Source organism: Methylibium rhizosphaerae (assembly GCF_006386545.1).
Classification (GTDB): Bacteria; Pseudomonadota; Gammaproteobacteria; order Burkholderiales; family Burkholderiaceae_C; genus Pseudorivibacter; species Pseudorivibacter rhizosphaerae.
Genome location: NZ_SWAR01000020.1, coordinates 78,742 through 100,033, shown reverse-complemented (window position 1 = coordinate 100,033; position 21,292 = coordinate 78,742). Strand labels below are relative to the sequence as shown.

General features: G+C 69.6%; 20 protein-coding genes. 12 read left to right on the top strand and 8 right to left on the bottom strand.

Going from position 1 to position 21,292, the window contains the following annotated elements:
- Nucleotides 1-254: 254 nt before the first annotated feature.
- Nucleotides 255-1,073 (bottom strand): DNA alkylation repair protein, encoded by an 819-nt coding sequence (locus tag E8D38_RS15525; RefSeq protein ID WP_219851759.1) that lies wholly within the window; start codon nt 1,071-1,073, stop codon nt 255-257.
- Nucleotides 989-1,180 carry a hypothetical protein gene (locus E8D38_RS15520; RefSeq protein ID WP_140632584.1) on the bottom strand — a complete coding sequence of 64 codons (192 nt, stop codon included), beginning with the start codon at nt 1,178-1,180 and terminating at the stop codon, nt 989-991. Before E8D38_RS15520 ends, E8D38_RS15525 begins: the two co-directional genes overlap by 85 nt.
- 155 nt (nt 1,181-1,335) lie before the next feature.
- Between E8D38_RS15520 and E8D38_RS15515 the strand changes: the two genes are divergently transcribed.
- From E8D38_RS15515 to E8D38_RS15505, 3 genes are all read left to right on the top strand, one after another.
- Nucleotides 1,336-1,728 (top strand): YciI family protein, encoded by a 393-nt coding sequence (locus E8D38_RS15515; protein ID WP_140632581.1) that lies wholly within the window; start codon nt 1,336-1,338, stop codon nt 1,726-1,728.
- A gap of 272 nt (nt 1,729-2,000) precedes the next feature.
- Nucleotides 2,001-2,540 carry an SRPBCC family protein gene (locus E8D38_RS15510; protein WP_140632624.1) on the top strand — a complete coding sequence of 180 codons (540 nt, stop codon included), beginning with the start codon at nt 2,001-2,003 and terminating at the stop codon, nt 2,538-2,540.
- A gap of 85 nt (nt 2,541-2,625) precedes the next feature.
- Nucleotides 2,626-3,039, top strand: coding sequence for a VOC family protein (locus E8D38_RS15505; protein ID WP_140632578.1), 414 nt, complete (start codon nt 2,626-2,628; stop codon nt 3,037-3,039).
- Between the two features lie 25 nt (nt 3,040-3,064).
- Here the strand turns inward: E8D38_RS15505 and E8D38_RS15500 are convergent, their stop codons facing one another.
- Nucleotides 3,065-3,973, bottom strand: a complete 909-nt coding sequence (locus E8D38_RS15500) for a LysR family transcriptional regulator (protein WP_140632575.1) — start codon at nt 3,971-3,973, stop codon at nt 3,065-3,067.
- A 121-nt stretch (nt 3,974-4,094) separates the two neighbouring features.
- On the opposite strand from E8D38_RS15500, the gene E8D38_RS15495 reads away from it, so the two are divergent.
- Nucleotides 4,095-4,871: an SDR family NAD(P)-dependent oxidoreductase gene (locus tag E8D38_RS15495; RefSeq protein WP_140632572.1), complete on the top strand. Its 777-nt coding sequence runs from the start codon at nt 4,095-4,097 to the stop codon at nt 4,869-4,871.
- On the opposite strand, the gene E8D38_RS15490 is transcribed toward E8D38_RS15495, so the two are convergent.
- Both E8D38_RS15490 and E8D38_RS15485 read right to left on the bottom strand, forming a co-directional pair.
- A complete protein-coding gene (locus E8D38_RS15490) occupies nt 4,866-5,843 on the bottom strand; it encodes a pyridoxamine 5'-phosphate oxidase family protein (protein ID WP_246099516.1) in 978 nt (325 codons plus the stop codon). The two genes, E8D38_RS15495 and E8D38_RS15490, sit on opposite strands and share 6 nt — an antisense overlap.
- A gap of 17 nt (nt 5,844-5,860) precedes the next feature.
- A complete protein-coding gene (locus E8D38_RS15485; protein WP_140632569.1) occupies nt 5,861-6,511 on the bottom strand; it encodes a glutathione S-transferase family protein in 651 nt (216 codons plus the stop codon).
- A gap of 111 nt (nt 6,512-6,622) precedes the next feature.
- On the opposite strand from E8D38_RS15485, the gene E8D38_RS15480 reads away from it, so the two are divergent.
- On the top strand, nt 6,623-7,528 hold the full coding sequence (locus E8D38_RS15480) for a LysR substrate-binding domain-containing protein (RefSeq protein WP_140632566.1): 906 nt from the start codon (nt 6,623-6,625) through the stop codon (nt 7,526-7,528).
- Here E8D38_RS15480 and xdhC read toward each other — a convergent pair.
- The 3 genes from xdhC to xdhA are packed head-to-tail and all read right to left on the bottom strand — an operon-like array spanning nt 7,479 to nt 12,339.
- Nucleotides 7,479-8,339 carry a xanthine dehydrogenase accessory protein XdhC gene (xdhC, locus tag E8D38_RS15475; protein ID WP_246099515.1) on the bottom strand — a complete coding sequence of 287 codons (861 nt, stop codon included), beginning with the start codon at nt 8,337-8,339 and terminating at the stop codon, nt 7,479-7,481. The genes E8D38_RS15480 and xdhC overlap by 50 nt on opposite strands.
- A complete protein-coding gene (xdhB, locus tag E8D38_RS15470; RefSeq protein WP_140632563.1) occupies nt 8,336-10,750 on the bottom strand; it encodes a xanthine dehydrogenase molybdopterin binding subunit in 2,415 nt (804 codons plus the stop codon). Before xdhB ends, xdhC begins: the two co-directional genes overlap by 4 nt.
- Nucleotides 10,747-12,339 carry a xanthine dehydrogenase small subunit gene (gene xdhA / locus E8D38_RS15465; RefSeq protein WP_140632560.1) on the bottom strand — a complete coding sequence of 531 codons (1,593 nt, stop codon included), beginning with the start codon at nt 12,337-12,339 and terminating at the stop codon, nt 10,747-10,749. The genes xdhB and xdhA overlap by 4 nt, the downstream gene beginning before the upstream one ends.
- Nucleotides 12,340-12,437: 98 nt before the next feature.
- Here xdhA and E8D38_RS15460 point away from each other — a divergent pair, with 98 nt between their 5' ends.
- From E8D38_RS15460 to E8D38_RS15430, 7 genes are all read left to right on the top strand, one after another.
- Nucleotides 12,438-13,385: a LysR family transcriptional regulator gene (locus E8D38_RS15460; RefSeq protein ID WP_140632557.1), complete on the top strand. Its 948-nt coding sequence runs from the start codon at nt 12,438-12,440 to the stop codon at nt 13,383-13,385.
- 22 nt (nt 13,386-13,407) lie between these two features.
- Nucleotides 13,408-14,733, top strand: a complete 1,326-nt coding sequence (gene guaD / locus E8D38_RS15455; RefSeq protein WP_140632554.1) for a guanine deaminase — start codon at nt 13,408-13,410, stop codon at nt 14,731-14,733.
- Between the two features lie 66 nt (nt 14,734-14,799).
- A complete protein-coding gene (locus tag E8D38_RS15450) occupies nt 14,800-16,182 on the top strand; it encodes an NCS2 family permease (RefSeq protein WP_140632551.1) in 1,383 nt (460 codons plus the stop codon).
- A gap of 77 nt (nt 16,183-16,259) precedes the next feature.
- The gene (locus E8D38_RS15445; RefSeq protein WP_181179159.1) at nt 16,260-17,816 is read left to right on the top strand and encodes an ABC transporter ATP-binding protein; all 1,557 of its coding nucleotides are present in this window, start codon (nt 16,260-16,262) and stop codon (nt 17,814-17,816) included.
- Nucleotides 17,803-18,918 carry an ABC transporter permease gene (locus E8D38_RS15440; protein ID WP_140632546.1) on the top strand — a complete coding sequence of 372 codons (1,116 nt, stop codon included), beginning with the start codon at nt 17,803-17,805 and terminating at the stop codon, nt 18,916-18,918. Before E8D38_RS15445 ends, E8D38_RS15440 begins: the two co-directional genes overlap by 14 nt.
- Before the next feature lie 101 nt (nt 18,919-19,019).
- Nucleotides 19,020-19,940 carry an ABC transporter permease gene (locus E8D38_RS15435; protein WP_140632543.1) on the top strand — a complete coding sequence of 307 codons (921 nt, stop codon included), beginning with the start codon at nt 19,020-19,022 and terminating at the stop codon, nt 19,938-19,940.
- Nucleotides 19,941-20,016: 76 nt separating this feature from the next.
- On the top strand, nt 20,017-21,177 hold the full coding sequence (locus E8D38_RS15430; RefSeq protein WP_140632540.1) for a BMP family ABC transporter substrate-binding protein: 1,161 nt from the start codon (nt 20,017-20,019) through the stop codon (nt 21,175-21,177).
- The last annotated feature ends 115 nt before the right edge of the window (nt 21,178-21,292 follow it).

The window sequence follows — 21,292 nt, the reverse complement described above, 5'->3', positions numbered from 1 at the left end:
CACCTGCTGCGGCTGATACAGCACCTGCACCAGACCCGCCGCCTGTGCCTGTGCGCACCGCCGCCCTGCTCCTATCGTGGACGGCATGGACACCCTGCCTCTCGGACGCTCGATATCGGCACCTCGTGCGGCGCACCTTCCGCTGCACAAGGGTTTGCGGCAGCGCGTCGCAGCCGCCTGGCGGTGGATGGTGCGCAGCGAGGAAGAGAAATTTCTGGCCGGCGCGACCGGGCTGGACGACCTGGAGCGCCGGCTCAGGGTGCTGGAGCGGCGCGCGGGCGCCGGCGAGGTGTCGCCACCCGCTCGGTCACCCTGGCACTGGTGAGTTCACGCAGCGCGTCCTTCCCGACCCAGCGCGCGGTCCGGTCCTGCGATGCAGCCAGCCTGTGCGCCACTTCGGTGGCAGCGGCATGGAGCGCCGGGTTGCGTTTGCCGATGGCCCGCAGCGCCATGTTCACCGCCTTCCTGACGAAGTTGCGCTCGTCTTCGGCCGAGGCTTCGATGAGTTGCAGCCCCTGCAGGAACGGGCCATCGGCGCAGGCCTTGTCGTGCACCGCCAGGGCCCACAGCAGCGCGAAACCGGCACGTTTCTCGAATTCAGGCTGGCGCGCGGCCCATGGCGCCACCTTGCTCCACGCATGGGCGGTGCGGTCGAACAGGGCGAAGCAGGCGGTGTCGCACAGCGCCCAGCTGTCGAAGTCCTTGCACCAGCGGTCCATCTGGGTGGCGCTCACACGCGCCGGCTCGTCGATGAAGGTGGCCAGCAACCGGGCTTCGTAGCGGTCGGTGTCCCACAGTGCCGCGGCGAGATCGTGGTTCGGGCCGATCTGCCTGGCCAGCTGGCGCAGGTCGGCCACCGACACGCCGAAGGCCTTGTCCGAGGGGATGGCAAAACGCGCCAGGCCTTCGAGGGTGGCGCGTTTCGCATGCTGCCCGAGCCACGCGAGGGTGGCCTGCAGCGGCTCTTCGGTGGAGGTGCTGGCGCGGCTCAGGAGGCGGCCGCCTTCAGGTAGCGCATCTCGAGGTGCCTGGCATCGGTGAGGTGCAGCCTCACCAGCAGGCGTTCGAACCACGTGAGCGGCTGGATGCGCCCGTCGGGCAGCATCAGCACGGGCCCGAGGATGGGCTCGTCCTCGATCTTGGATTCCTGGTACTGCGGCTGCTTGGCAAAAGCGTCCATTCCCGTTCTCCTTGCTGATGACCCAGGGATTCTAGGGACGCCGTTGCCCGACGAGAAGCCGGTGCGCTCTCTTGCCGTCCCTCCTTCGGGGGCGGCCGGCACACACGACATGCAGCCGTGCTCAAATCGCCAGCTTCCCGCTACTTGGAGGCACCATGACCTACATGCTGTTGATGGTGGAGCCCACCGGCCAGCGCCAGACGCGCACCCCGGCCGAAGGGCGTGACTGCTACGAGCGCATGGTGCGCTTCGGCGACGAGCTGAAGGCCCGCGGCCAGCTGCTGGCGGTCGAATCGCTGCGCTCGCACGACGAGGCGGCGCGAGTGGAAGTGCGCAACGGCAAGACCCGCGTCGTCGACGGGCCGTTCGCCGAGGCCAAGGAAATGGTCGGCGGCTTCTTCCTCGTCGACTGCAAGACCCGCGAGGAGGCGCTGGCCATCGCGGCGCGCTGCCCGGCGGCGGAATGGTGCACGGTCGAGGTTCGTTCGCTGGCGCCTTGCTACGAGGAATCGACGGCGCCTGCGGCCGTCACCGCTGCAGCCGCCTGATCGCACTAGGGCCTTGGATCCCTGGGGGCGCAGGCCTAGGCGCCGCCGAGGCGGTGTGCTCCCTGCACACAACGAGGCGGCAACGACGGCATGCGCCCCCAGGGACCCAAGCCCTGCGGGTGATCCCAGGAAACGGGAGGCTCCAAATAGCGTTAACAGGCCCTAGGGTTTTCACCTAAGCGCTGGTTTGTCGAAGCCGGCGCGCTCCGTTCGTCGTGGGTTCGTGGGCGCAAGGCGCCGCAATGAACAACCCTTCGACCCAGGAGCACCGCATGAAGACCCTCACCCTCGTGGCCGTCGTGGCCGTAGCCGCCGTCTCGGCGCTGCTGATGATCGCCGCCAGCAAGCCCGACACCTTTGCGGTGCAGCGCTCGGCCACCATCGCGGCCAGCGCCGAGAAGATCCACCCGCTGATCAACGACCTGCGCAGTTTCAACACCTGGAACCCCTACGAGCGCAAGGACCCGAACATGCGCCGCAGCTACCGCGGCAATGCGCGCGGCCCGGGCGCGGGCTACGACTTCGCCGGCAACAAGGAGGTGGGCACCGGCAGCATCGAGATCACCGATTCCCGCATGCCCCACCGCGTCGAGATGAAGCTCGACATGTACGAGCCCTTCGAAGCGCACAACATCGTCGAGTTCACGCTGGTGCCGCGCGGCGAGACCGCCACCGAGGTGACCTGGGCCCTGCGCGGCCCGGCCAACTTCATCAGCAAGCTGATGGGCGTGTTCTTCGACATGGACCAGATGATCGGCCGCGATTTCGAGGCCGGCCTCGCCAACCTGAAGGCGCTGGCCGAGCGCCCCTGAGCGGGGTGCCGCATGCCGACCACGCTCTCGCAGTTCTTCCTGTTCAACCCTTCACGACAAACCATCCCTCAAGGAGTCGCCCGCCATGGCACAGCAGATCTACGTGAACCTCCCCGTCAAGGACCTCGAGCGCTCGAAGGCGTTCTTCGCCAGGCTGGGCTACAGCTTCAACCCGCAGTACACCAACGAGCAGGCGGCCTGCATGGTGGTGAGCGAGAACCACATCTACGTGATGCTGCTGGTGGAGAGCTTCTTCCAGACCTTCACCAAGAAGCCGGTGGCCGACGCGACGAAGAGCACCGAGGTGCTGGTGTGCCTGTCGTGCGAAAGCAAGGAGCAGGTCGATGACCTGGTGGCCAAGGCACTGGCCGCCGGCGGCAGCACCCCCAACCCGAAGCAGGACCTCGGCTTCATGTACAGCCACAGCTTCGAAGACCTCGACGGCCACGGCTGGGAACTGGTCTACATGGACCCGAATGCGGTGATGCCGCAGGAGTGAGCGAGGCGGTCCTTCCTGCGTCGCGTCAGTCCACCAGGACGGGCTGCATCACCTGCGCCACCCACTCCATGAACGCCTGCACCCGCTTCGGCAGGTGCCGGCGGTTCGCATACAGCAGCGACACGGCCATGGGCGGCGCGCGGAACTCCGGCAGCACCTCGACCAGGCGCCCGGCCGCCAGCATCGGCGCCAGGCCCATCTCCGGCGCCTGGATGAGGCCCACACCGGCCAGGCACGCGGCCTCGTAGGCCTCGGAGTTGTTGACGGTCAGGGCGCCGGCCATCGCCACCGAGCGTGCTTCGCCGGTGGCGGTGTCCACATACTCGAAGCCTGCCGACCTGCCGCCCAGCATGGGCACGTAGTGCACCAGCCGGTGCTGCGCGAGGTCGGCCAGCGTGCGCGGCGTGCCGTGGCGCGCAAGGTAGCCGGGGCTCGCGAAGTTCTTCTGCAGGCAATGCCCCAGCGGCCGGGCCACCAGGGTCGAGTCCGACAGCGGGCCCACCCGCAGCACGCAATCGAAACCTTCGCGCACCAGGTCCACCCGCCGGTCGGTGCTGCTCAGCTCCACCTCGACCTGCGGATGCGCCGCCAGGAATTCCGGCAGCCGGGGCACCACCAGCTGCCGGGCCGCGCCCAGCGGCATGTCGACCCGCAGCCGGCCGGTCAGCGCCTCGTGCGCAGGACGGAACATGGTCTGCAGCTCGTCCATGTCGGCCAGCAGGTCGCGGCAGCGCTCGTAGAAGGCCCGGCCGTCCTGGGTGAGTGCGACCCGGCGGGTGGTCCGGTGCAGCAGCCGGGTGCCCAGCAGCGCCTCGAGCCGCTGCACCGAGGTCGACACGCTGGCCTTGGGCAGGCCGAGGCTGGCGGCCGCCTGGGTGAAGCTGCCCAGTTCAGCCACCCGGGCAAAGGCGAGCATGGCGTCGAGCGGATTCATGGGCAGATTGTCGTTCACGGCTGAACAGTCTTGTCGCTTGTGGCGCATTTATCTGCGAAGGCTCGCTCAATAGACTGCCCTTCATGCCACCTCCGGCAGCCACTCAAGAAGGAGCCTTGTCATGAGCACCCCGACTTCCAACCCCCGCAAGATCACCCTCATCACCGGCGGCAGCCGCGGGCTGGGCCGCAATGCCGCGCTGGCCGTGGCGGCGCGCGGCGGCGACCTGATCGTCACCTGGCGCAGCCGGCGCGACGAAGCCGACGCGGTGGTGGCCGAAGCCGAAAGGCTCGGCGCCCGCGCCGTGGCACTGCAGCTCGACGTGGGCGACAGCGCGTCGTTCCCCGGTTTTGCCGAAGCGGTGCGCGACGCCCTGCGCAAGCACTGGCAGCGCGAGCGCTTCGACCACCTGGTGAACAACGCCGGCGTGGGCGTGCATGCCGCGTTCGCCGACACGACCGAAGCCCAGTTCGACGAGCTGGTGAACGTGCACCTGAAGGGGCCGTTCTTCCTGACGCAGGCCCTGCTGCCGCTGCTCAACGACGGCGGTCGCATCGTCAACATCTCGAGCGGGCTGGCGCGGTTTGCGCTGCCGGGCTACGCGGCCTATGCGGCGATGAAAGGCGCGATGGAGGTGCTGACGCGCTACCAGGCGAAGGAGCTGGGCTCGCGGCGCATCACCTCGAACATCGTCGCGCCGGGTGCCATCGAGACCGACTTCGGCGGCGGCACGGTGCGCGACAACGCCGAGGTCAACGCCTTCATCGCCTCGCAGACGGCGCTCGGCCGCGTGGGCCTGCCCGACGACATCGGACCGGTGATCGCGTCGGTGCTGAGCGAGGACAACCGCTGGGTGAATGCCCAGCGCATCGAGGCGTCGGGCGGCATGTTTCTATAAGGGCGACCAGCGGCCGGTGCCTTCGAGCGCCGGCGACGGTTCCAGCAGGCGCCAGCGCCACGGCAGCGCGCAGGGCCGCAGCAGTGCGTGGTCCACCTGCAGCCGCACCAGGCGCTGGGCGCCGGCAAACGCCTCCACCTGCGGGCCCTCCCACACGATCTCGGCACGGCCGGCCACGTACAGCAGGCTGCCGCTGGCGAAGTCGGGCACCACGAGGCCGGCGCGCGGCTGGGCCACCAGGTTGCCGAGCGTGTTGAAGAACGAGTTGCCGATGAAGTCCGGCCAGGTGAGGCTGGTGCCGTCGCCGCGCACCTGCACGAAGCCGGGCCGCCCGCCCCGGTGCGACACGTCGCTGCCGCCGTTGGCGCCTTCGCCCACCGCGTGTGTCGCGATGAAGAAGGTGTCGGCGGTGCGCACCAGCGCCTGCATGCCGGCGTCGAGCCGGGCTGCCCGGCGAGGCGACTCGCCGGCTGCCGTGGCGGCGGGGCCCGGCAGCAGTTCGCGCGTCTGGATGTACTTGGGGCAGTTGCCGAAGCTTTGCGTCACATCCAGCGAAAAGCCGGTGTCGTCGCGCTGGCCCACCCGGCCGTTGGCCCGGTTGCGCCGCCGGGTGGGCAGCTCGATGCCCAGCAGGCCCAGCGGCGCCCCGGGGTCGAGCAGGCCGACCAGCGGATCGCCGGCCGGCGGCAGCGCATCGATGCGCAGCGTGGTCTCGTCGGGCGAGGTGACGAAGCCCGGCCCGCTGCCGGCCAGCAGCGTGGCCCACGGCTGGCCTTGCGCGTCCACCGCGCCCAGCACCACGAAAGGCAGCAGCGGAAAGAACTCGCGATGCTGCTGCGGCATCACGCCGCGCACCACGCGCTGGCCGATCTCGGCCATGCGCTGCGCGACGCCCACCTTCGCCTGCGCGGCCCGTTCGCCGGCATGGAAGGGCGCGACGTGCGGATGAGGCCAACCGGGCAGGGCAGACACGATGGCTCCTCGCTTCGTCAGGCCGCGGCCCGCAGGCCGACGTGCGACACCGGCATCGGCACGAACCCGGGCAGCGCCTCGATGCGGCCCAGCCAGGCCCGCAGGGCCGGGTAGGGGTCGAGCGACACGTTGCCTTCGGGCGCATGGGCGGTGTAGCTGTACAGCGCCACGTCGGCAATGGTGGGCTCGGCGCCCGCGATGAAGTTGTGGTCCGACAGGTGCTGCTCGACCAGCGTGAACAGGGCCTGGGCGCCTGCCACTTCGGTGCTGCAGTCGGCCGGCAGTCCGAACACCTGGATCACCCGCGCCCGCGCGGCCGTGGCGGCCAGCTGGCCGGCCGCCACCGAGAGCCAGCGCTGCACCTGCGCCGCGGCGAGCGGCTCGCGGGGCAGCCAGTGGGAGGCGCCGTACTTCAGCGCCAGGTAGGTCAGGATGGCGTTCGAGTCGGCCACCACCGTGCCGCCATCGTCGATCACCGGCACCTGGCCGAAGGCATTGAGCGCCAGGAACTCGGGCCGCTTCTGCGCCTTGGCACGCAGGTCCACGTCGATGCCTTCATACGGCAGGCCCAGCAGGTTGAGGAAGAGCTCGGCGCGGTGCGAATGACCCGAGAGGGCGAAGCGGTAGAGCTTGATCGGGCGCTCGGGCCGGGGCGGCGTGGTGGTCATGGAGGTCTCCTGCTGGGGTTGGAATGCCCGGATTCTTGGCTCGAGCGCCACTGCAATAAAGCCGGCCGTCTGCATTTGACTACTCCGGTTGCCGGAGCAATGATGGCTCCGATGGACAAGCTCAGGGCCCTGGAAACCTTCGTCGCCATCGTCGACCGCGGCAGCCTCACCGCCGCAGCCGACGCGCTCGATTCATCGCTGCCGGCCGTGGTGCGCCAGCTCGCCGCGCTGGAGTCGCAGCTCGGCGTGCGCCTGCTGCATCGCACGACGCGGCGGCTGTCGCTCACCGAAGACGGGCGCCTGTACCTCGAGCGGGTGCGCCGCATCCTGGCCGACGTGGAGGAGGCCGATCGTTCGCTGCTGGCCAGCAGCGCCGCATACGAGGCCGAGCCCAGCGGCACCGTCAGCGTGACGGCGCCGGTGCTCTTCGGCCACATGCACGTGGCGCCTGCGGTGGCCCGCTTCCTGCAGCGCTATCCGAAGATGCGTGTGAACCTGGTGCTGCTCGACCGCGTGGTCGACCTCGTGCAGGAAGGCCATGACCTGGCCGTGCGCATCGCCCACCTGGCCGATTCGAGCCTGGTGGCACAGGCGGTGGGCCGGATCGGCCGCGTGGTGGCGGCCAGCCCCGACTGGCTGCGCCGGCACGGTACGCCCCGGCATCCGCGCGAGCTGTCGAAGTTCAACTGCATCACCGGCGTGGAAGGCCGGCAGTGGACCTTCGTCGACGAGAACGGCAAGCCCTTTTCGGTGCCGGTGCAGGGCAACCTCGAATGCAACCTGGGGGCGCCGCGGCTGGAGGCCTGCGCGGCGGGGCTCGGCCTGAGCCGCTTCCAGTCGTACCAGGTGGTGCCCTACGTGCGGGAGAAGCGGCTGCGCGTGGTGCTCGCGGAATTCGAGGAGCCGCCGCGCAACGTGAGCCTGGTGTACCCGAGCGCGCGGCTCCTTCCGCTGCGCACCCGGGTGTTCATCGAGTGGATGAAGCAGGAGCTGCAGGCGACGTTGCCGCAGCAGTAGCAGGCTGCGGCGTGAGCTGCAGCAGCTGCGCCACCACCGAGACCGCGATCACCTCGGGCTCCTTTCCTTCGATGCCGGGCACGCCGATCGGGCAGGTCATGCGGTCCAGCACCTGGGGCGCAATGCCGCGCGCTTCGTAGCGGTGCCGGAAGCGGGCGCGCTTCGTCTTCGAGCCGATGAGCCCGAGGTAGCGGAAGTCCGCGCGCTTCAGGATCGCCTCTGTGATGCGCAGGTCGAGGTCGTGGTTGTGGGTGAGCACGAGGTAGCAGGCCAGCGGCGGTGCGATGCGCACCTCGGCCTCGACCGGCTCGACACACACCTTCTCTATGTGGGCGGGCAGGTCGTCGCCGTCCGGGAACTCGTCTTCGCGTTCGTCGATCCACTGCACCCGGCAGTCGATGCCGGCGAGCAGCCGGACGATGGCGCGGCCGACATGGCCGGCGCCGTAGAGCTGCAGGAAGAAGCGCGGCTGCGCAGCCGGCCAGGCGCGCAGCGCCGCTTCATCGAGCCGCGAGTAGCGCAGGGTGACGGCGCCGCCGCAGCATTGGCCGAGCGCGGGGCCGAGCGGGTAGTGGCGTTCCAGCGGCTGCAGGCCGCCCTCGGGCTGCGACAGCAGGGTGCGAGCGGTCTCGATCGCCAGCAGCTCCAGGTGGCCGCCGCCCACGGTGCCGTGTGTCTGCGTGAGCGACACCAGCATGCGGGTGCCCGCTTCGCGCGGCACCGAACCCAGCGCCTCCTTCACCTCGACGACCACGGCCCGCTGCCGCGTGAGCAGCCAGCGCGTGGCCGTGGCATGCAGCGAGAAGCTCACGGCTGCGCGCTCCGCACCGCGTCCACCGCATCCAGGATCGCCTCGCAGGTCGCAGGTGCGCGCAGCGGCGGATCGACCCGATGTCCGCCCAGCGCCGACACCGCATCGCGGATCGCCAGGAACACCGAGAACGGCAGCAGCAGCGGCGGCTCGCCCACCGCCTTGGAGCGGTGGATGCTGTCCTCCACGTTCGCGTTCTCGAACAGCTGCACGTTGAACACCGGCGGGCAGTCGTTGGCGGTGGGGATCTTGTAGGTGCTGGGCGCATGCGTCATCAGCAGCCCGCTGACGGGGTGCCACACCAGCTCTTCCATCGTGAGCCAGCCCATGCCCTGGATGAACGCGCCCTCGATCTGCCCGATGTCCACCGCCGGGTTGAGCGAGCGGCCCACGTCGTGCAGCACGTCGGCGCGCAGCAGCTTCCATTCGCCGGTCAGCGTGTCCACCACCACTTCGCTGAGGGCCGCGCCGTAGGCGAAGTAGTAGAACGGGCGGCCCTGCAGCTTCTCGCGGTCCCAGTGCAGGCCCGGCGTGGCATAGAACCCGTCGGACCACAGCTGCACCCGCGCCTCGTAGGCGAGCCGCGCGAACTGCGCAAAGGCGACGGTGCTGCCGTTCACCTGCACCACGTCGTTGGCGAAGCGCACGTCCTTCGCATCGCCGCCGAACTTCTGCGCCGCGAAGGCCGCCAACCGCTCGCGGATGCGCCGGGCGGCGTCCTGCGCGGCCTTGCCGTTGAGGTCGGTGCCGGTGGAGGCGGCGGTGGCCGAGGTGTTGGCCACCTTGGTGGTGTCGGTGGCGGTCACCCGCACCGCGTCGAAGCTCACGCCCAGCTCGTGGGCCACCACCTGCGCCACCTTGGTGTTGAGGCCCTGGCCCATCTCGGTGCCGCCGTGGTTCACCAGGATGGAGCCGTCGCTGTAGATGTGCACCAGCGCGCCGGCCTGGTTGAAGTGGGCCACGTTGAACGAGATGCCGAACTTCACCGGCGTGAGCGCCAGGCCTCTCTTGAGCACCGGGCTCGACGCGTTGAAGGCGGCGATCTGCGCGCGCCGCGCGTCATAGTCGCCGCGGGCGGCCAGCTGGTCCACCAGCGCGTGGATGACGTTGTCTTCCACTGTCTGGCCGTAGGGCGTGACGTTGCGCTCGCCCACGCCGTAGAAGTTGGCGCGGCGCACCTCCAGCGCGTCCTTGCCGAGCGCGCGGGCGATGGAGTCGAGGATCACCTCGGCCGCGATGGCGCCCTGCGGGCCGCCGAAGCCGCGGAAGGCGGTGTTGCTCTGGGTGTTGGTGCGGGCGCTGTAGCCGTGGACGGCCACGTCGGGCAGCCAGTAGGCGTTGTCGAAGTGGCACAGCGCGCGCGTCATCACCGGGCCCGACAGGTCGGCCGAGAACCCGGCGTTGGACACCATGTCGATCTCGGCACCCAGCACGCGGCCTTCGTCGTCGTAGCCGACCTCGTATTCGTATTCGAAGCCGTGGCGCCGGCCGGTGACCAGGAAGTCGTCGTCGCGGTCGACCCGCAGCTTCACCGGACGCCGCAGCTTCCGGGCGGCCATTGCAGCCACGCAGGCGAACAGGGCCGACTGGGATTCCTTGCCGCCGAAGCCGCCGCCCATGCGGCGGCATTCCACGTGCACATGGTGCGCATGCAGGCCCAGCGCATGGGCCACCGCATGCTGCATTTCGCTCGGGTGCTGGGTCGAGCAGTGCACCCGCAGGCCGTCGTTCTCGGTCGGGACGGCATAGGAGATCTGGCCTTCGAGGTAGAACTGTTCCTGCCCGCCCACGCTCAGCCGGCCCTTGAGCCTGCGCGGCGCGCCGGCGATGGCGGTTTTCGCGTCACCGCGCCGCAGGTGCATGGGCGGCAGCACATAGCGCTTCGCCTCGTGCGCGGCCAGCGGCGTCAGCAGGGCCGGCAGCGGCTCCACGCTGATCACCTGCTTGGCCGACGCGGCGGCGCGGCGCGCGAGGTCGCGGTCGGTGGCGATGACGGCGAACACCGGCTGCCCCAGGTAGTGCACCTCGCCGTCTGCCAGGATGGGGTCGTCGTGGACGATCGGCCCGCAGTCGTTGACGCCGGGAATGTCGGCCGCGGTGAGCACCGCCACCACGCCGGGCAGGGCGCGGATCTTCTCGACGTCCACGCCCTTGAGCCTGCCGTGCGCCACCGGCGACAGGCCGAGCGCCGCATGCAGGGTGCCGGCCAGCTCGGGCAGGTCGTCGATGTAGGCCGCGCTGCCGGCCACGTGCAGGTGGGCCGATTCGTGCGGGCGGCTGATGCCCACCCGCTGGCCCTGCCGGTGGCGCAGCGCCTCGCCGTCGGTGTCGATGCGCGCCTTCGTGTTGCGCTGGTAGTCGGCCCAGGGCTCGTCGGGCTGCTGCAGAAAGGCTTCGACTTGTTTGTTCATCGCGCGCTCCCGAAGGCGCCACGCGGGTGGGTCACGTGTTGCATCACGCTCCACACGCTGGTCTGGTCGATGGAAAGCGGCGCTTCGCGCCGGGTCTCGAGCCAGAAGCGCTGCAGCAGGTTCTGCGCGCTGCGCAGCCGGTAGCCGGCGCTGGCACGCATGTCACTGAGCGGCCGGTAGTCGGCGGCGAGTGCGGCCATCGCGGCCTGCACGGATGCCTGGTTCCAGGGGCGACCGAGCACCGCTGCCTCGGCGGCCGCGGCACGCTTGACGACCGCTGCCATGCCGCCGAAGGCGAAACGCGCGGCGGTCACCACGTCGTTCGCATCGCGGGTGACGGCCAGGCCGCAGGCCACCGCCGAGATGTCGCAGTCGAAACGCTTCGACAGCTTGTAGCCGCGCACCTCGGTGCCGGCTGCCGGCAGCGGCACCTCCAGCGCCTCGACGAACTCGCCGGCCTCCAGCGCGTTTTTCATGTAGTCGAGGTAGAAGCCTTCGAGCGGCAGGCTGCGCTGGCTCGTGCCGCGGCGCAGCACCACGCGGGCGCCCAGGCTCATGAGCACCGGCGCGCTGTCGCCGATGGGCGAACCGTTGGCGATGTTGCCGCCCATGGTGCCGGCGTTGCGCACCGGCAGCGAGGCGAAACGCAGCCACATGTCGGCCAGCGCAGGCACCTCGGCCACCAGCGCGGCCCAGGCATCTTCCAGCGGCGCGGCGGCGCCGATGCGCAGCATGTCGCCGTGCCTGGCGATGCGCTTCAACTCGGCCACGTCGCCGATGTAGAGCAGGTCGCCCACGTCGCGGAACATCTTGTTGACCCACAGGCCGATGTCGGTGGAGCCGGCCAGCAGCCGCGCCTGCGGGCGCTGTTCACGCAGCGCAGCGAACTCGGCCAGCGTCTTCGGCGCCCAGTAGCGGCTGCGCCGCGCGCTGCCGTCGGCATCGGGCCCTTCGTAGGCGAGGCCCGTGCCCTGCAGCGTGCGCAGCGCCTTGACGACGGGCCGCGTATCCAGCCGCGCGAGCGGCAGGTCGAACATGCGCTGGCCGGCGTCGATGATGGGCCGGTAGCCGGTGCAGCGGCACAGGTTGCCGGACAGGTCGTCTGCGATCTGCTGGCGCGTCGGTCGCGTGCCGGCTTCGCAGTGGCGCTCGTAGGTGGCCGCCAGCGACATCGCGAAGCCTGGCGTGCAGAAGCCGCATTGCGAGCCGTGGCATTCCACCAGCGCCTGCTGTGCCGGGTGGAGCGAGCCGCCGCCGATGCGCTGCAGGTCCTCGACGGTCAGCAGGGCTTTGCCGTCGAGCGTGGGCAGGAACTGGATGCAGGCGTTCACCGTGCGCAGCGAAAGCTCGCCCACGATGGTGGCCTCGGCCGAGGCGGTGCCCACCGAACGGGCACTGTCGGCCAGCTCGGCCACGATCACGGTGCAGGCGCCGCAGTCGCCTTCGTTGCAGCCTTCCTTGGTGCCGGTGCAGTGCGCGTCTTCGCGCAGCCAGTTCAGCACCGTGCGCGTGGGGGCCACGCCGTCGATGCTCACGACTTCGCCGCGGTCGTGGTGATAGAAGCGGATCGGCCTGGTATTGGTGTCCATCGCAGGGGAGGGAATCGGGTCGGGAGATACCCGAAAGGTACTCCGTTCAACGTCGATGTGTATATGCTTCGGAGCATATTGCGTATCAAGGCAAACATATGGCGGAGCGGGCCGTTTTCGACAAGATTGAGCTGTACCTCATCAGGGTTTTTCACACCGTGATCACCGAGCGCAGCGTTTCCAGGGCCGCTTTGCGGCTCTCGACCACCCAGCCGGCCGTCAGCGCCCAGCTGAAGCGCCTGCGCACGCTCATCGGCGACCCGCTGCTGGTGCGCTCGGGCCATGGCATGGCGCCCACCGACGTGGCGCAGGAGCTGCTCGAGCCCGCCGGCGAACTGCTGCGCAATGCCCAGCTGATGTTCGGCGCCAGAGCCAAGGCGCTGGAGTTCGACGCGGCGCATTCGAGCCAGACCTTCCGCATCGCCGCCAGCGACTACCTCGACCCGCTGTTCCTGCCGGAGCTCGTGGTGAGGCTCAAGGAAGCGGCGCCGGGCGTGAAGCTGGAGATCCTGCCGCTGTCGGGCGAGTTCGACTATCGCAAGAGCCTCTCGCGCGGCGAGGTCGACCTGGTGGTGGGCAACTGGCTCGAGCCTCCGGGCGAGCTGCACCTGGGACGCCTGCTCACCGACGAGATCGTCTGCCTCGTGGCCGAGGACCACCCCGCCGTGCGCAACCCGAGGAGCTGGACCGCCGAGCGCTACCTCGCCAGCGAGCACATCGCGCCCACGCCGCTGCACCCGGGCGCGCGCGGCGTGATCGACGAGCACCTCGACAGCCTGGGCCTGTCGCGTCAGATCGTCGTTCGCAACCCGCACTTCGGCCTCACGCCGCTCATGCTGGCCCGCTCGCGCCTGGTGCTCACCACCGGCCGGCTGTTCTGCTCGCGCTACATCAACAACTTCCCGCTGCGCATCGTGCGTTGCCCGGTGAGCTTTCCTTCGCTGACCTACTACCAGCTCTGGCACGACCTGAGCCATCACTCCGCGGCCGGCCGCTGGCTGCGCGAGCAAGTGCGCGACGTGGCGCGCGCCTTGCCTGCACATTGACGCGAACTCTCCTCAGAAGACGATGAACGCCACTTCCCCACGACGCATCGCCCTGCGCGGCGACCTGCTCGACTTCGATGCCGACCCCGGCTTCGCCGCGCCGGCGCATGCCCCGGGCGTGCGCTTCCGCCCCGACCACTGGCTGCTCATCGACGACGGCCGCGTGGCCGGCGTGCAGGCCGAGGAGCCCGATGCCGGCTGGACCCGCATCGACCACCGCGGCAGGCTGGTGCTGCCCGGCTTCATCGACACGCACGTGCACAGCCCGCAGCTCGACGTGATCGCCTCCTACGGCACCGAGCTGCTCGAGTGGCTCAACACCTACACCTTCCCCGCCGAGCGGCGCTATGCCGACCCGGTGGTGGCGGCCGCCGGCGCCGAGCGTTTCGTCGATGCGCTGCTGGCGCACGGCACCACAGCGGCGGTGGTGTTCCCCACCGTGCACAAGGTCTCGGCCGATGCCTTGTTCGCGAGCGCCGAGCGGCGCGGCATGCGCCTGGTGGCCGGCAAGGTGCTGATGGACCGGCATGCGCCCGACGGCCTGCGCGACGACGTGGCGAGCGCCGAGCGCGACTGCGTCGACCTCATCGGCCGCTGGCACGGCCGCGGGCGGCTCGCCTATGCGCTGACGGTGCGCTTCGCGCCCACCAGCACCAGCGCGCAGATGGACATGGCGGCCGACCTGCTGGCCGCGCACCCCGGCACCTACATGCAGACCCACGTGGCCGAGAACCGCGACGAGGTGCGCTGGGTGGGCGAGCTCTTTCCGCAGGCGCGCAGCTACCTCGACGTCTACCACCGCCACCGCCTGCTCAACGAGCGCGCGGTGCTGGCCCACGGCATCTGGCTCGACGACACCGACCGGGTGCTGCTGCGCGAGACCGGTGCGCAGGTCGCGCACAGCCCGAGCTCCAACCTGTTCCTCGGCAGCGGCCTGTTCGACTGGCTCGGCGCCGAAGGGCAGGGCGCCCAGGTGACGCTGGCCACCGACGTGGGCGGCGGCACCAGCCTGTCGATGATCCGCACGCTGGCCGACGCCTACAAGGTGCAGGCGATGCGAGGCGTCAAGCTCACCGCCTACAAGGCGGTGTACGGCGCCACGCGAGGCGCGGCGAAGGCGCTGCACCTTGCCGGCGAGATCGGCAGCTTCGACGCCGGGACGCTTGCCGACGTCTGCGTGTGGGACTGGAGCGCCACGCCGCTGCAGGCGCACCGCATGAGCCTCGCGCAGGACCTGCACGAGAAGCTCTTCGCCTGGATGACGCTGGGCGACGAGCGGCTGCTGCACACGGCCTACGTGGCCGGCGTGCCGAGATACCAGAAAGACCAGAAAGACCAGGGGACCTGACCGACCGCCTCACCCGAGACACGCACACACAAGAACCCGAGAACGGGCGTGCACACAGGAGACAACATGCAGATCACGACCACCCACGCCGACGGCGCGGTGCCCAGCGCTGCGAACAGCGAAACACCGCGCACCGCCATCGCGACCAGCCCTTCCTGGCTGAACCGCTTCTTCCAGCTGCAGGCCCACGGCACCACGGTGCGCACCGAGCTCATCGCCGGGCTCACCACCTTCCTGACGATGGCCTACATCATCTTCGTCAACCCGTCGATCCTGGGCGACGCCGGCATGCCCAAGGGCGCCGTGTTCGTGGCCACCTGCCTGATCGCGGCGCTGGGCACGGCCATCATGGGCCTGTATGCCAACTACCCCATCGCCATGGCGCCCGGCATGGGCCTGAACGCCTACTTCGCCTATGTGGTGGTGCTGGGCATGGGCTACACCTGGCAGGTGGCGCTGGGCGCGGTGTTCATCTCGGGCTGCCTGTTCCTCGCGACCACGCTGTTCGGCCTGCGCAAGACCATCATCCGCGGCATACCGCAGTCGCTGCGCATCGGCATCACCGTGGGCATCGGCATGTTCCTGGCCATCATCGCGCTCAAGAGCGCCGGCATCGTGGGCCCGTCGAAGGCCACCTACGTGACGCTGGGCGACCTGCACCAGCCCTCGGTGGTGCTGGCCATCATCGGCTTCTTCGCGGTGGTGGTGCTCGACCGGCTGAAGGTCCGCGGCGCGCTGCTGGCCGGCATCCTGCTGGTCACGGTGCTGTCGTTCTTCTTCGCCGGCAACCAGTTCAGCGGCATCTTCTCGGCACCGCCGTCCATCGAGCCCACCTTCCTGCAGCTCGACCTCAAGGGGGCGCTGGCGGCGGGCGTGTTCAACGTGATCCTGGTGTTCTTCCTGGTCGAGCTGTTCGACGCCACCGGCACCCTGATGGCAGTGGCCAAGCGCGCCGGCCTCCTGTCCGAAGCAGGGATGGGCCGCATGAACAAGGCCCTGCTGGCCGACAGCGGCGCCATATTCGCCGGCTCTCTGCTGGGCACCTCCAGCACCACCGCCTACCTCGAAAGTGCCTCCGGGGTGCAGGCGGGCGGCCGCACCGGGCTCACCGCCGTCACCGTGGCGGTGCTGTTCCTGGCCTGCCTGTTCATCTCGCCGCTGGCCGGCGCCGTGCCGGCCTATGCCACCGCGCCGGCGCTGTTCTTCGTGGCATGTTTGATGCTCAGGGAGCTGACCGAGCTGAACTGGGACGAAACCACCGAGGTCATCCCGGCCACCGTCACCGCGCTGGCCATGCCGCTGACCTACTCGATCGCCAACGGCCTGGCTTTCGGCTTCATCACCTACGCGGTGCTGAAGCTGTTCACCGGCAGGTGGCGCGAGGCGCACCCGATGGTCTGGATCATCGGCGGGATCTTCCTGTTCAAGTTCATCTACGTTGCTCATTGAGCAGTGACTGGTGACCAGTGACTGGTGACCAGGATTGCGCCGGAGGGAGAATGCCGGCCATGCAGGAGTTTCCCGACATGATCCCCCGCCTCGAGCTGCTGGGCATTTCCAAGCAGTACCCGGCCGTGCGCGCCAACGATGGCGTGAACCTTCGGGTGCTGCCCGGCCAGATCCACGCCGTGCTGGGCGAAAACGGCGCCGGCAAGAGCACCCTGATGAAGATCATCTACGGTGCGGTGCGGCCCGACGAGGGTGAAGTGCGCTGGAACGGCCAGCCGGTGGCGGTGCGCAATCCGAACGAGGCCCGGGCGCTGGGCATCTCGATGGTGTTCCAGCACTTCTCGCTGTTCGACACGCTCACCGCCGCCGAGAACGTGTGGCTGGGGCTGGCCCGGTCGGTTTCGCTGGCCGAGGTGACCGAGCGGGTGCGCAAGGTGTCGCACGACTACGGGCTCGACGTCGACCCGCTGCGGCCGGTGCACACCCTGTCGGTGGGCGAGCGCCAGCGGGTCGAGATCGTGCGGGCGCTGCTCACGAAGCCGCAGCTGCTCATCCTCGACGAGCCGACCTCGGTGCTCACGCCGCAGGCGGTGGACAAGCTGTTCGTCACGCTGCGCCAGCTGGCCGGCGAAGGCTGCTCCATCCTCTACATCAGCCACAAGCTCGACGAGATCCGCGCGCTGTGCCATCACTGCACCGTGCTGCGCGGCGGCAAGGTGACCGGCGAGGTCGACCCCACCCGGGAAACTAACGCCGGCCTGTCGCGCCTGATGATCGGCGCCGAGCCGCCGCAGCTCAGGCACCAGCAGCTGGCAGCCGGCGACGTGGTGCTCGACGTGAAGCAGCTGCACCTGCCCAAGGCCTCGCCCTTCGGCACCGCGCTGTCCGACATCGGCCTGTCGGTGCGTGCCGGCGAGATCGTCGGCATTGCCGGCGTGTCGGGCAACGGCCAGCAGGAACTCATGGCCGCGCTGTCCGGCGAGGACACCCGCGCGCCGTCGGGCTCGATCACCCTGTTCGGGCAGGACATCGCCCGGCATTCGCCGCGGCACCGGCGCAAGGCCGGCCTGCATTTCGTGCCGGAGGAGCGGCTGGGCCGCGGCGCGGTGCCCACCCTGTCGCTGGCGCAGAACACGCTGCTCACCCGCACCGAGGCGGTGTCGCGGCGTTCGGGCTGGGTCAGCACGGGGCAGGTGCAGCGACTGGCCGAGGCGCTCATCTCCCGCTTCAACGTCAAGGCCGGCGGCCCGGGCGCCGCGGCCAAGAGCCTGTCGGGGGGCAACCTGCAGAAGTTCATCGTCGGCCGCGAGATCGACGCGAACCCGAAGCTGCTGATCGTCTCGCAGCCCACCTGGGGCGTGGATGTGGGCGCTGCCGCCCAGATCCGCGGCGAGCTGCTCAGGCTGCGCGACGCCGGCTGCGCGCTGCTCGTGGTGAGCGAGGAGCTCGACGAGCTGTTCGAGATCTGCGACCGGCTGGTGGTGATGGCGCAGGGGCGCCTGTCGCCCAGCGTGCCTACCGCCGAGGCCACCGTCGAGCAGATCGGCGAATGGATGAGCGGCCTGTGGCCGCGCGGGGGCGGCGCCGCTGCTGCAGACACCGCAAGGACGGAGGTGGCCCATGCTCAAGCTTGAAGCGCGGCCGCAGCCCTCGAAGGCGATGTCGTTCGCCTCGCCGCTCATCGCGCTGGCGATCACCGTGGTCATCGGCGTGTGCCTGTTCCTGCTGCTGGGCAAGGACCCGCTGCGCGGCCTGCAGGTGTTCTTCATCGAGCCGGTGAAGAGCGCGTATGCGCTGTCGGAGCTGGCGGTCAAGGCGGTGCCGCTGGTGCTCATCGCGCTCGGCCTCGCGGTGTGCTTCCGCTCCAACGTGTGGAACATCGGCGCCGAGGGCCAGTTCATCCTGGGTGCGCTGGCCGGCGGCTGGGTGGCCATGCAGGCCGGACCCGACACCTCGCGCTGGATCGTTCTGCCCATCCTGGTGGCCGGCGTGCTGGGCGGCATGCTGTGGGCGGCCATCACCGCGCTGCTGCGCGACCGCTTCAACGCCAACGAGATCCTGGTGAGCCTGATGCTGGTCTACGTGGCCGACATGGTGCTGAGCTACCTGGTCTACGGACCCTGGAAAGACCCGCAGGGCTACAACTTCCCGCAGACCATCACCTTCGCCGCCGCTACCAAGATCCCGAAGCTGTTCGCCAGCTACCGGGTCAACATCGGCGTGCTCATCGCGCTGGCGGCGGTGGCGGCCTTCTGGGTGCTGCTGTTCCGCACCTACCGCGGCTTCCAGCTGCAGGTGGGCGGGCTGGCACCGGCGGCGGCGCGTTATGCCGGCTTCTCGTCGCGCCATGCCCTGTGGACGGCGCTGCTGCTCTCGGGCGGCATGGCGGGCCTGGCCGGCGCGCTCGAGGCCGCCGGGCCGCTGGGCCAGCTCACGCCGCACGTGCCGGCCGGCTACGGCTTCGCCGCCATCATCGTGGCCTTCGTCGGGCGGCTGCACCCGGTGGGCATCGTGTTCTCGGCGGTCCTGATGAGCATGTTCTACATCGGCGGCGAGCTGGCGCAGTCGCGCCTGGGCCTGCCCAAGTCGATCACCGGCGTGTTCCAGGGGCTGCTGCTGTTCGCGCTGCTGGGCTGCGACACGCTGATCCACTATCGCGTCCGGTGGGCCCGCGTGCCCAAGGTCGCGGCGCCACAGCCAGGCGCCACGTCGGCAGCCGTCGTGAAAGAGGCATGAGATGAAACCGATATGGCGCCGCATGGGCCCTCACCCCAACCCTCTCCCGCTTGCGGGAGAGGGGGAATCGCCTTTGCGCGCGGCGCATTGGAGCAACTGAGATGGACTCCTTCGCACTCCTCATCGCCGCCACCCTCAACGCCGGCACCGTGCTCGCCATTGCCGGCCTGGGCCTGCTCATCAACGAACGCGCCGGCATCGTGAACCTGGGCGCCGAAGGCATGATGCTCGTGGCCGCGATCGCCGGATTCGCCACTGCGGTGCATACCGGCAACGCATGGCTCGCTTTCGGTGCGGGCGCGGCTGCCGGGGCGGTGCTGGCGGCCGCCTTCGGCGTGCTGGTGATCTGGCTCAACACCAACCAGTACGCCTCGGGCCTGGCGCTGTCGCTGTTCGGCGTGGGCTTCTCGGCCTTCGTGGGCATCCGCTACACGCAGGAGAAGCTGCCGGCGATGCCGCGCTTCGAGCTGACGTTGCTGGGCGACCTCCCGTTCGTCGGGCCGGCTCTCTTCAGGCAGCACCCCATGGTGTTCGTCGCCATCGCGCTCACCGCAGGGCTCGCCTGGTTCCTGTACCGCTCGCGCGCAGGGCTGGTGCTGCGTGCGGTCGGCGAATCGCCCGAGTCGGCCCATGCGCTGGGCTACCCGGTGCGGCGCATCCGCCTGCTGGCGGTGATGGTGGGCGGAGCGCTGTGCGGCGTGGCCGGCGCCTACATCTCGGTCACCTACACCGGCCTGTGGGTCGAGGGCATGACGGCCGGCAAAGGCTGGATCGCGCTGGCCCTCACCACCTTCGCCACCTGGCGCCCGGCCCGGCTCTTGCTGGGGGCCTACCTGTTCGGCGGCGTGACGATGCTGCAGTTCCACCTGCAGGGCCAGGGGGTGGAGATCGCCAGCCAGCTGCTGACGATGCTGCCCTACCTGGCCACCATCGTCGTGCTGGTGCTGATCTCGCGCAACCCGACGTGGATCCGGGTCAACATGCCGGCCTCCCTGGGCAAGCCGTTCTTCCCCGGTGGATGACGGCGTCCCACCGGCCGCGCGGCGGCCCAATGCTGAAATAACATCCCGCTTTCTCGATCTTTCACCCGGAGACGACATGACCATGCTCACGAAGCGTTCGTTGCTCAAGCTCTCTGCCCTGGCTTCCGTCGCGGCGACCGCTGCGCTGGTGGGCTGCGGCAAGAAGGAAGAAGCGCCCACCGCGGCCGCGCCGGCTTCCGCACCTGCCGCCGCCCCGGCCAAGCCCGAGCCGCTGAAGGTGGCCTTCGCCTACATCGGCCCGGTGGGCGATGGCGGCTGGACCTACGCCCACGACCTGGGCCGCAAGGCCGTCGAGGCCGAGTTCGGCGACAAGGTGGTCACGAGCTACGTCGAGAACGTGCCCGAGGCGGCCGATGCGGAGCGGGTGATCCGCGACATGGCCGGCCAGGGCAACAAGCTGATCTTCGGCACCACCTTCGGCTACATGGAGTCGATGCTCAAGGTGGCCGGCGACATGAAGGAGGTGAAGTTCGAGCACGCCACCGGCTACAAGCAGGCCGAGAACCTGCGCACCTACGACAGCCGCACCTATGAAGGCGCCTACATGGCCGGCGTGATCGCCGGCGGCATGACCAAGACCAACGTGCTGGGCGTGGTCGGCTCGGTGCCGATTCCCGAGGTGATCCGCAACATCAACTCGTTCACGCTGGGTGCGCAGAGCGTGAACCCGAAGATCAAGACCAAGGTGGTCTGGGTCAACAAGTGGTTCGACCCGCCCAAGGAAGGTGAAGCCGCCGAAAGCCTGATCAACCAGGGTGCCGACGTGCTGATGCAGAACACCGACTCGCCTGCGGTGCTGAAGAAGGCCGAAGAGAAGGGCAAGCTCGCCTTCGGCTGGGACAGCGACATGACCGCCTACGGCCCGAAGGCCCACCTGGCGTCGGCCATCATCAACTGGGGCCCGTACTACAAGAAGGCGGTGAAGGACGCGCTCGACGGCACCTGGAAGAGCGAAGGCAACACCTGGTGGGGCGTCAAGGAAGGCGCCATCGACATCGTGTCGATCTCCGACAAGGTGCCCGCCGACCTGAAGGCCAAGGCCGAGGCTGCCAAGGCGGGCCTGAAGGACGGCACGCTGTCCATCTGGAAGGGCCCCATCGTCGGCTCCGACGGCAAGGAAGTGCTGAAGAAGGACGAAGTCGCCGACGACAAGTTCCTCGGCGGCATCAGCTTCTACGTCAAGGGCGTGGAAGGCAAAGTGCCGACGGGGAAGTGACGGCCCCTCGGCCGGCGGATACGCCGGCCACTCCCCCGAGGGGAGGCGGGCCTTGCTTGGGAGCGGCCCGGCGCGGCGGCCCGTGGTGGTGACATCCACGCGATCGCCGTGCGCA

Excerpts from the sequence above, each read along its gene's own strand:
- E8D38_RS15520 (WP_140632584.1), bottom strand. The coding sequence starts at position 1,180 with ATGGACGCTTTTGCCAAGCAGCCGCAGTACCAGGAATCCAAGATCGAG.
- E8D38_RS15515 (WP_140632581.1), top strand. The coding sequence starts at position 1,336 with ATGACCTACATGCTGTTGATGGTGGAGCCCACCGGCCAGCGCCAGACG.
- E8D38_RS15510 (WP_140632624.1), top strand. The coding sequence starts at position 2,001 with ATGAAGACCCTCACCCTCGTGGCCGTCGTGGCCGTAGCCGCCGTCTCG.
- E8D38_RS15505 (WP_140632578.1), top strand. The coding sequence starts at position 2,626 with ATGGCACAGCAGATCTACGTGAACCTCCCCGTCAAGGACCTCGAGCGC.
- E8D38_RS15500 (WP_140632575.1), bottom strand. The coding sequence starts at position 3,973 with ATGAATCCGCTCGACGCCATGCTCGCCTTTGCCCGGGTGGCTGAACTG.
- E8D38_RS15495 (WP_140632572.1), top strand. The coding sequence starts at position 4,095 with ATGAGCACCCCGACTTCCAACCCCCGCAAGATCACCCTCATCACCGGC.
- E8D38_RS15485 (WP_140632569.1), bottom strand. The coding sequence starts at position 6,511 with ATGACCACCACGCCGCCCCGGCCCGAGCGCCCGATCAAGCTCTACCGC.
- E8D38_RS15480 (WP_140632566.1), top strand. The coding sequence starts at position 6,623 with ATGGACAAGCTCAGGGCCCTGGAAACCTTCGTCGCCATCGTCGACCGC.
- xdhB (WP_140632563.1), bottom strand. The coding sequence starts at position 10,750 with ATGAACAAACAAGTCGAAGCCTTTCTGCAGCAGCCCGACGAGCCCTGG.
- xdhA (WP_140632560.1), bottom strand. The coding sequence starts at position 12,339 with ATGGACACCAATACCAGGCCGATCCGCTTCTATCACCACGACCGCGGC.
- E8D38_RS15460 (WP_140632557.1), top strand. The coding sequence starts at position 12,438 with ATGGCGGAGCGGGCCGTTTTCGACAAGATTGAGCTGTACCTCATCAGG.
- guaD (WP_140632554.1), top strand. The coding sequence starts at position 13,408 with ATGAACGCCACTTCCCCACGACGCATCGCCCTGCGCGGCGACCTGCTC.
- E8D38_RS15450 (WP_140632551.1), top strand. The coding sequence starts at position 14,800 with ATGCAGATCACGACCACCCACGCCGACGGCGCGGTGCCCAGCGCTGCG.
- E8D38_RS15445 (WP_181179159.1), top strand. The coding sequence starts at position 16,260 with ATGATCCCCCGCCTCGAGCTGCTGGGCATTTCCAAGCAGTACCCGGCC.
- E8D38_RS15440 (WP_140632546.1), top strand. The coding sequence starts at position 17,803 with ATGCTCAAGCTTGAAGCGCGGCCGCAGCCCTCGAAGGCGATGTCGTTC.
- E8D38_RS15435 (WP_140632543.1), top strand. The coding sequence starts at position 19,020 with ATGGACTCCTTCGCACTCCTCATCGCCGCCACCCTCAACGCCGGCACC.
- E8D38_RS15430 (WP_140632540.1), top strand. The coding sequence starts at position 20,017 with ATGACCATGCTCACGAAGCGTTCGTTGCTCAAGCTCTCTGCCCTGGCT.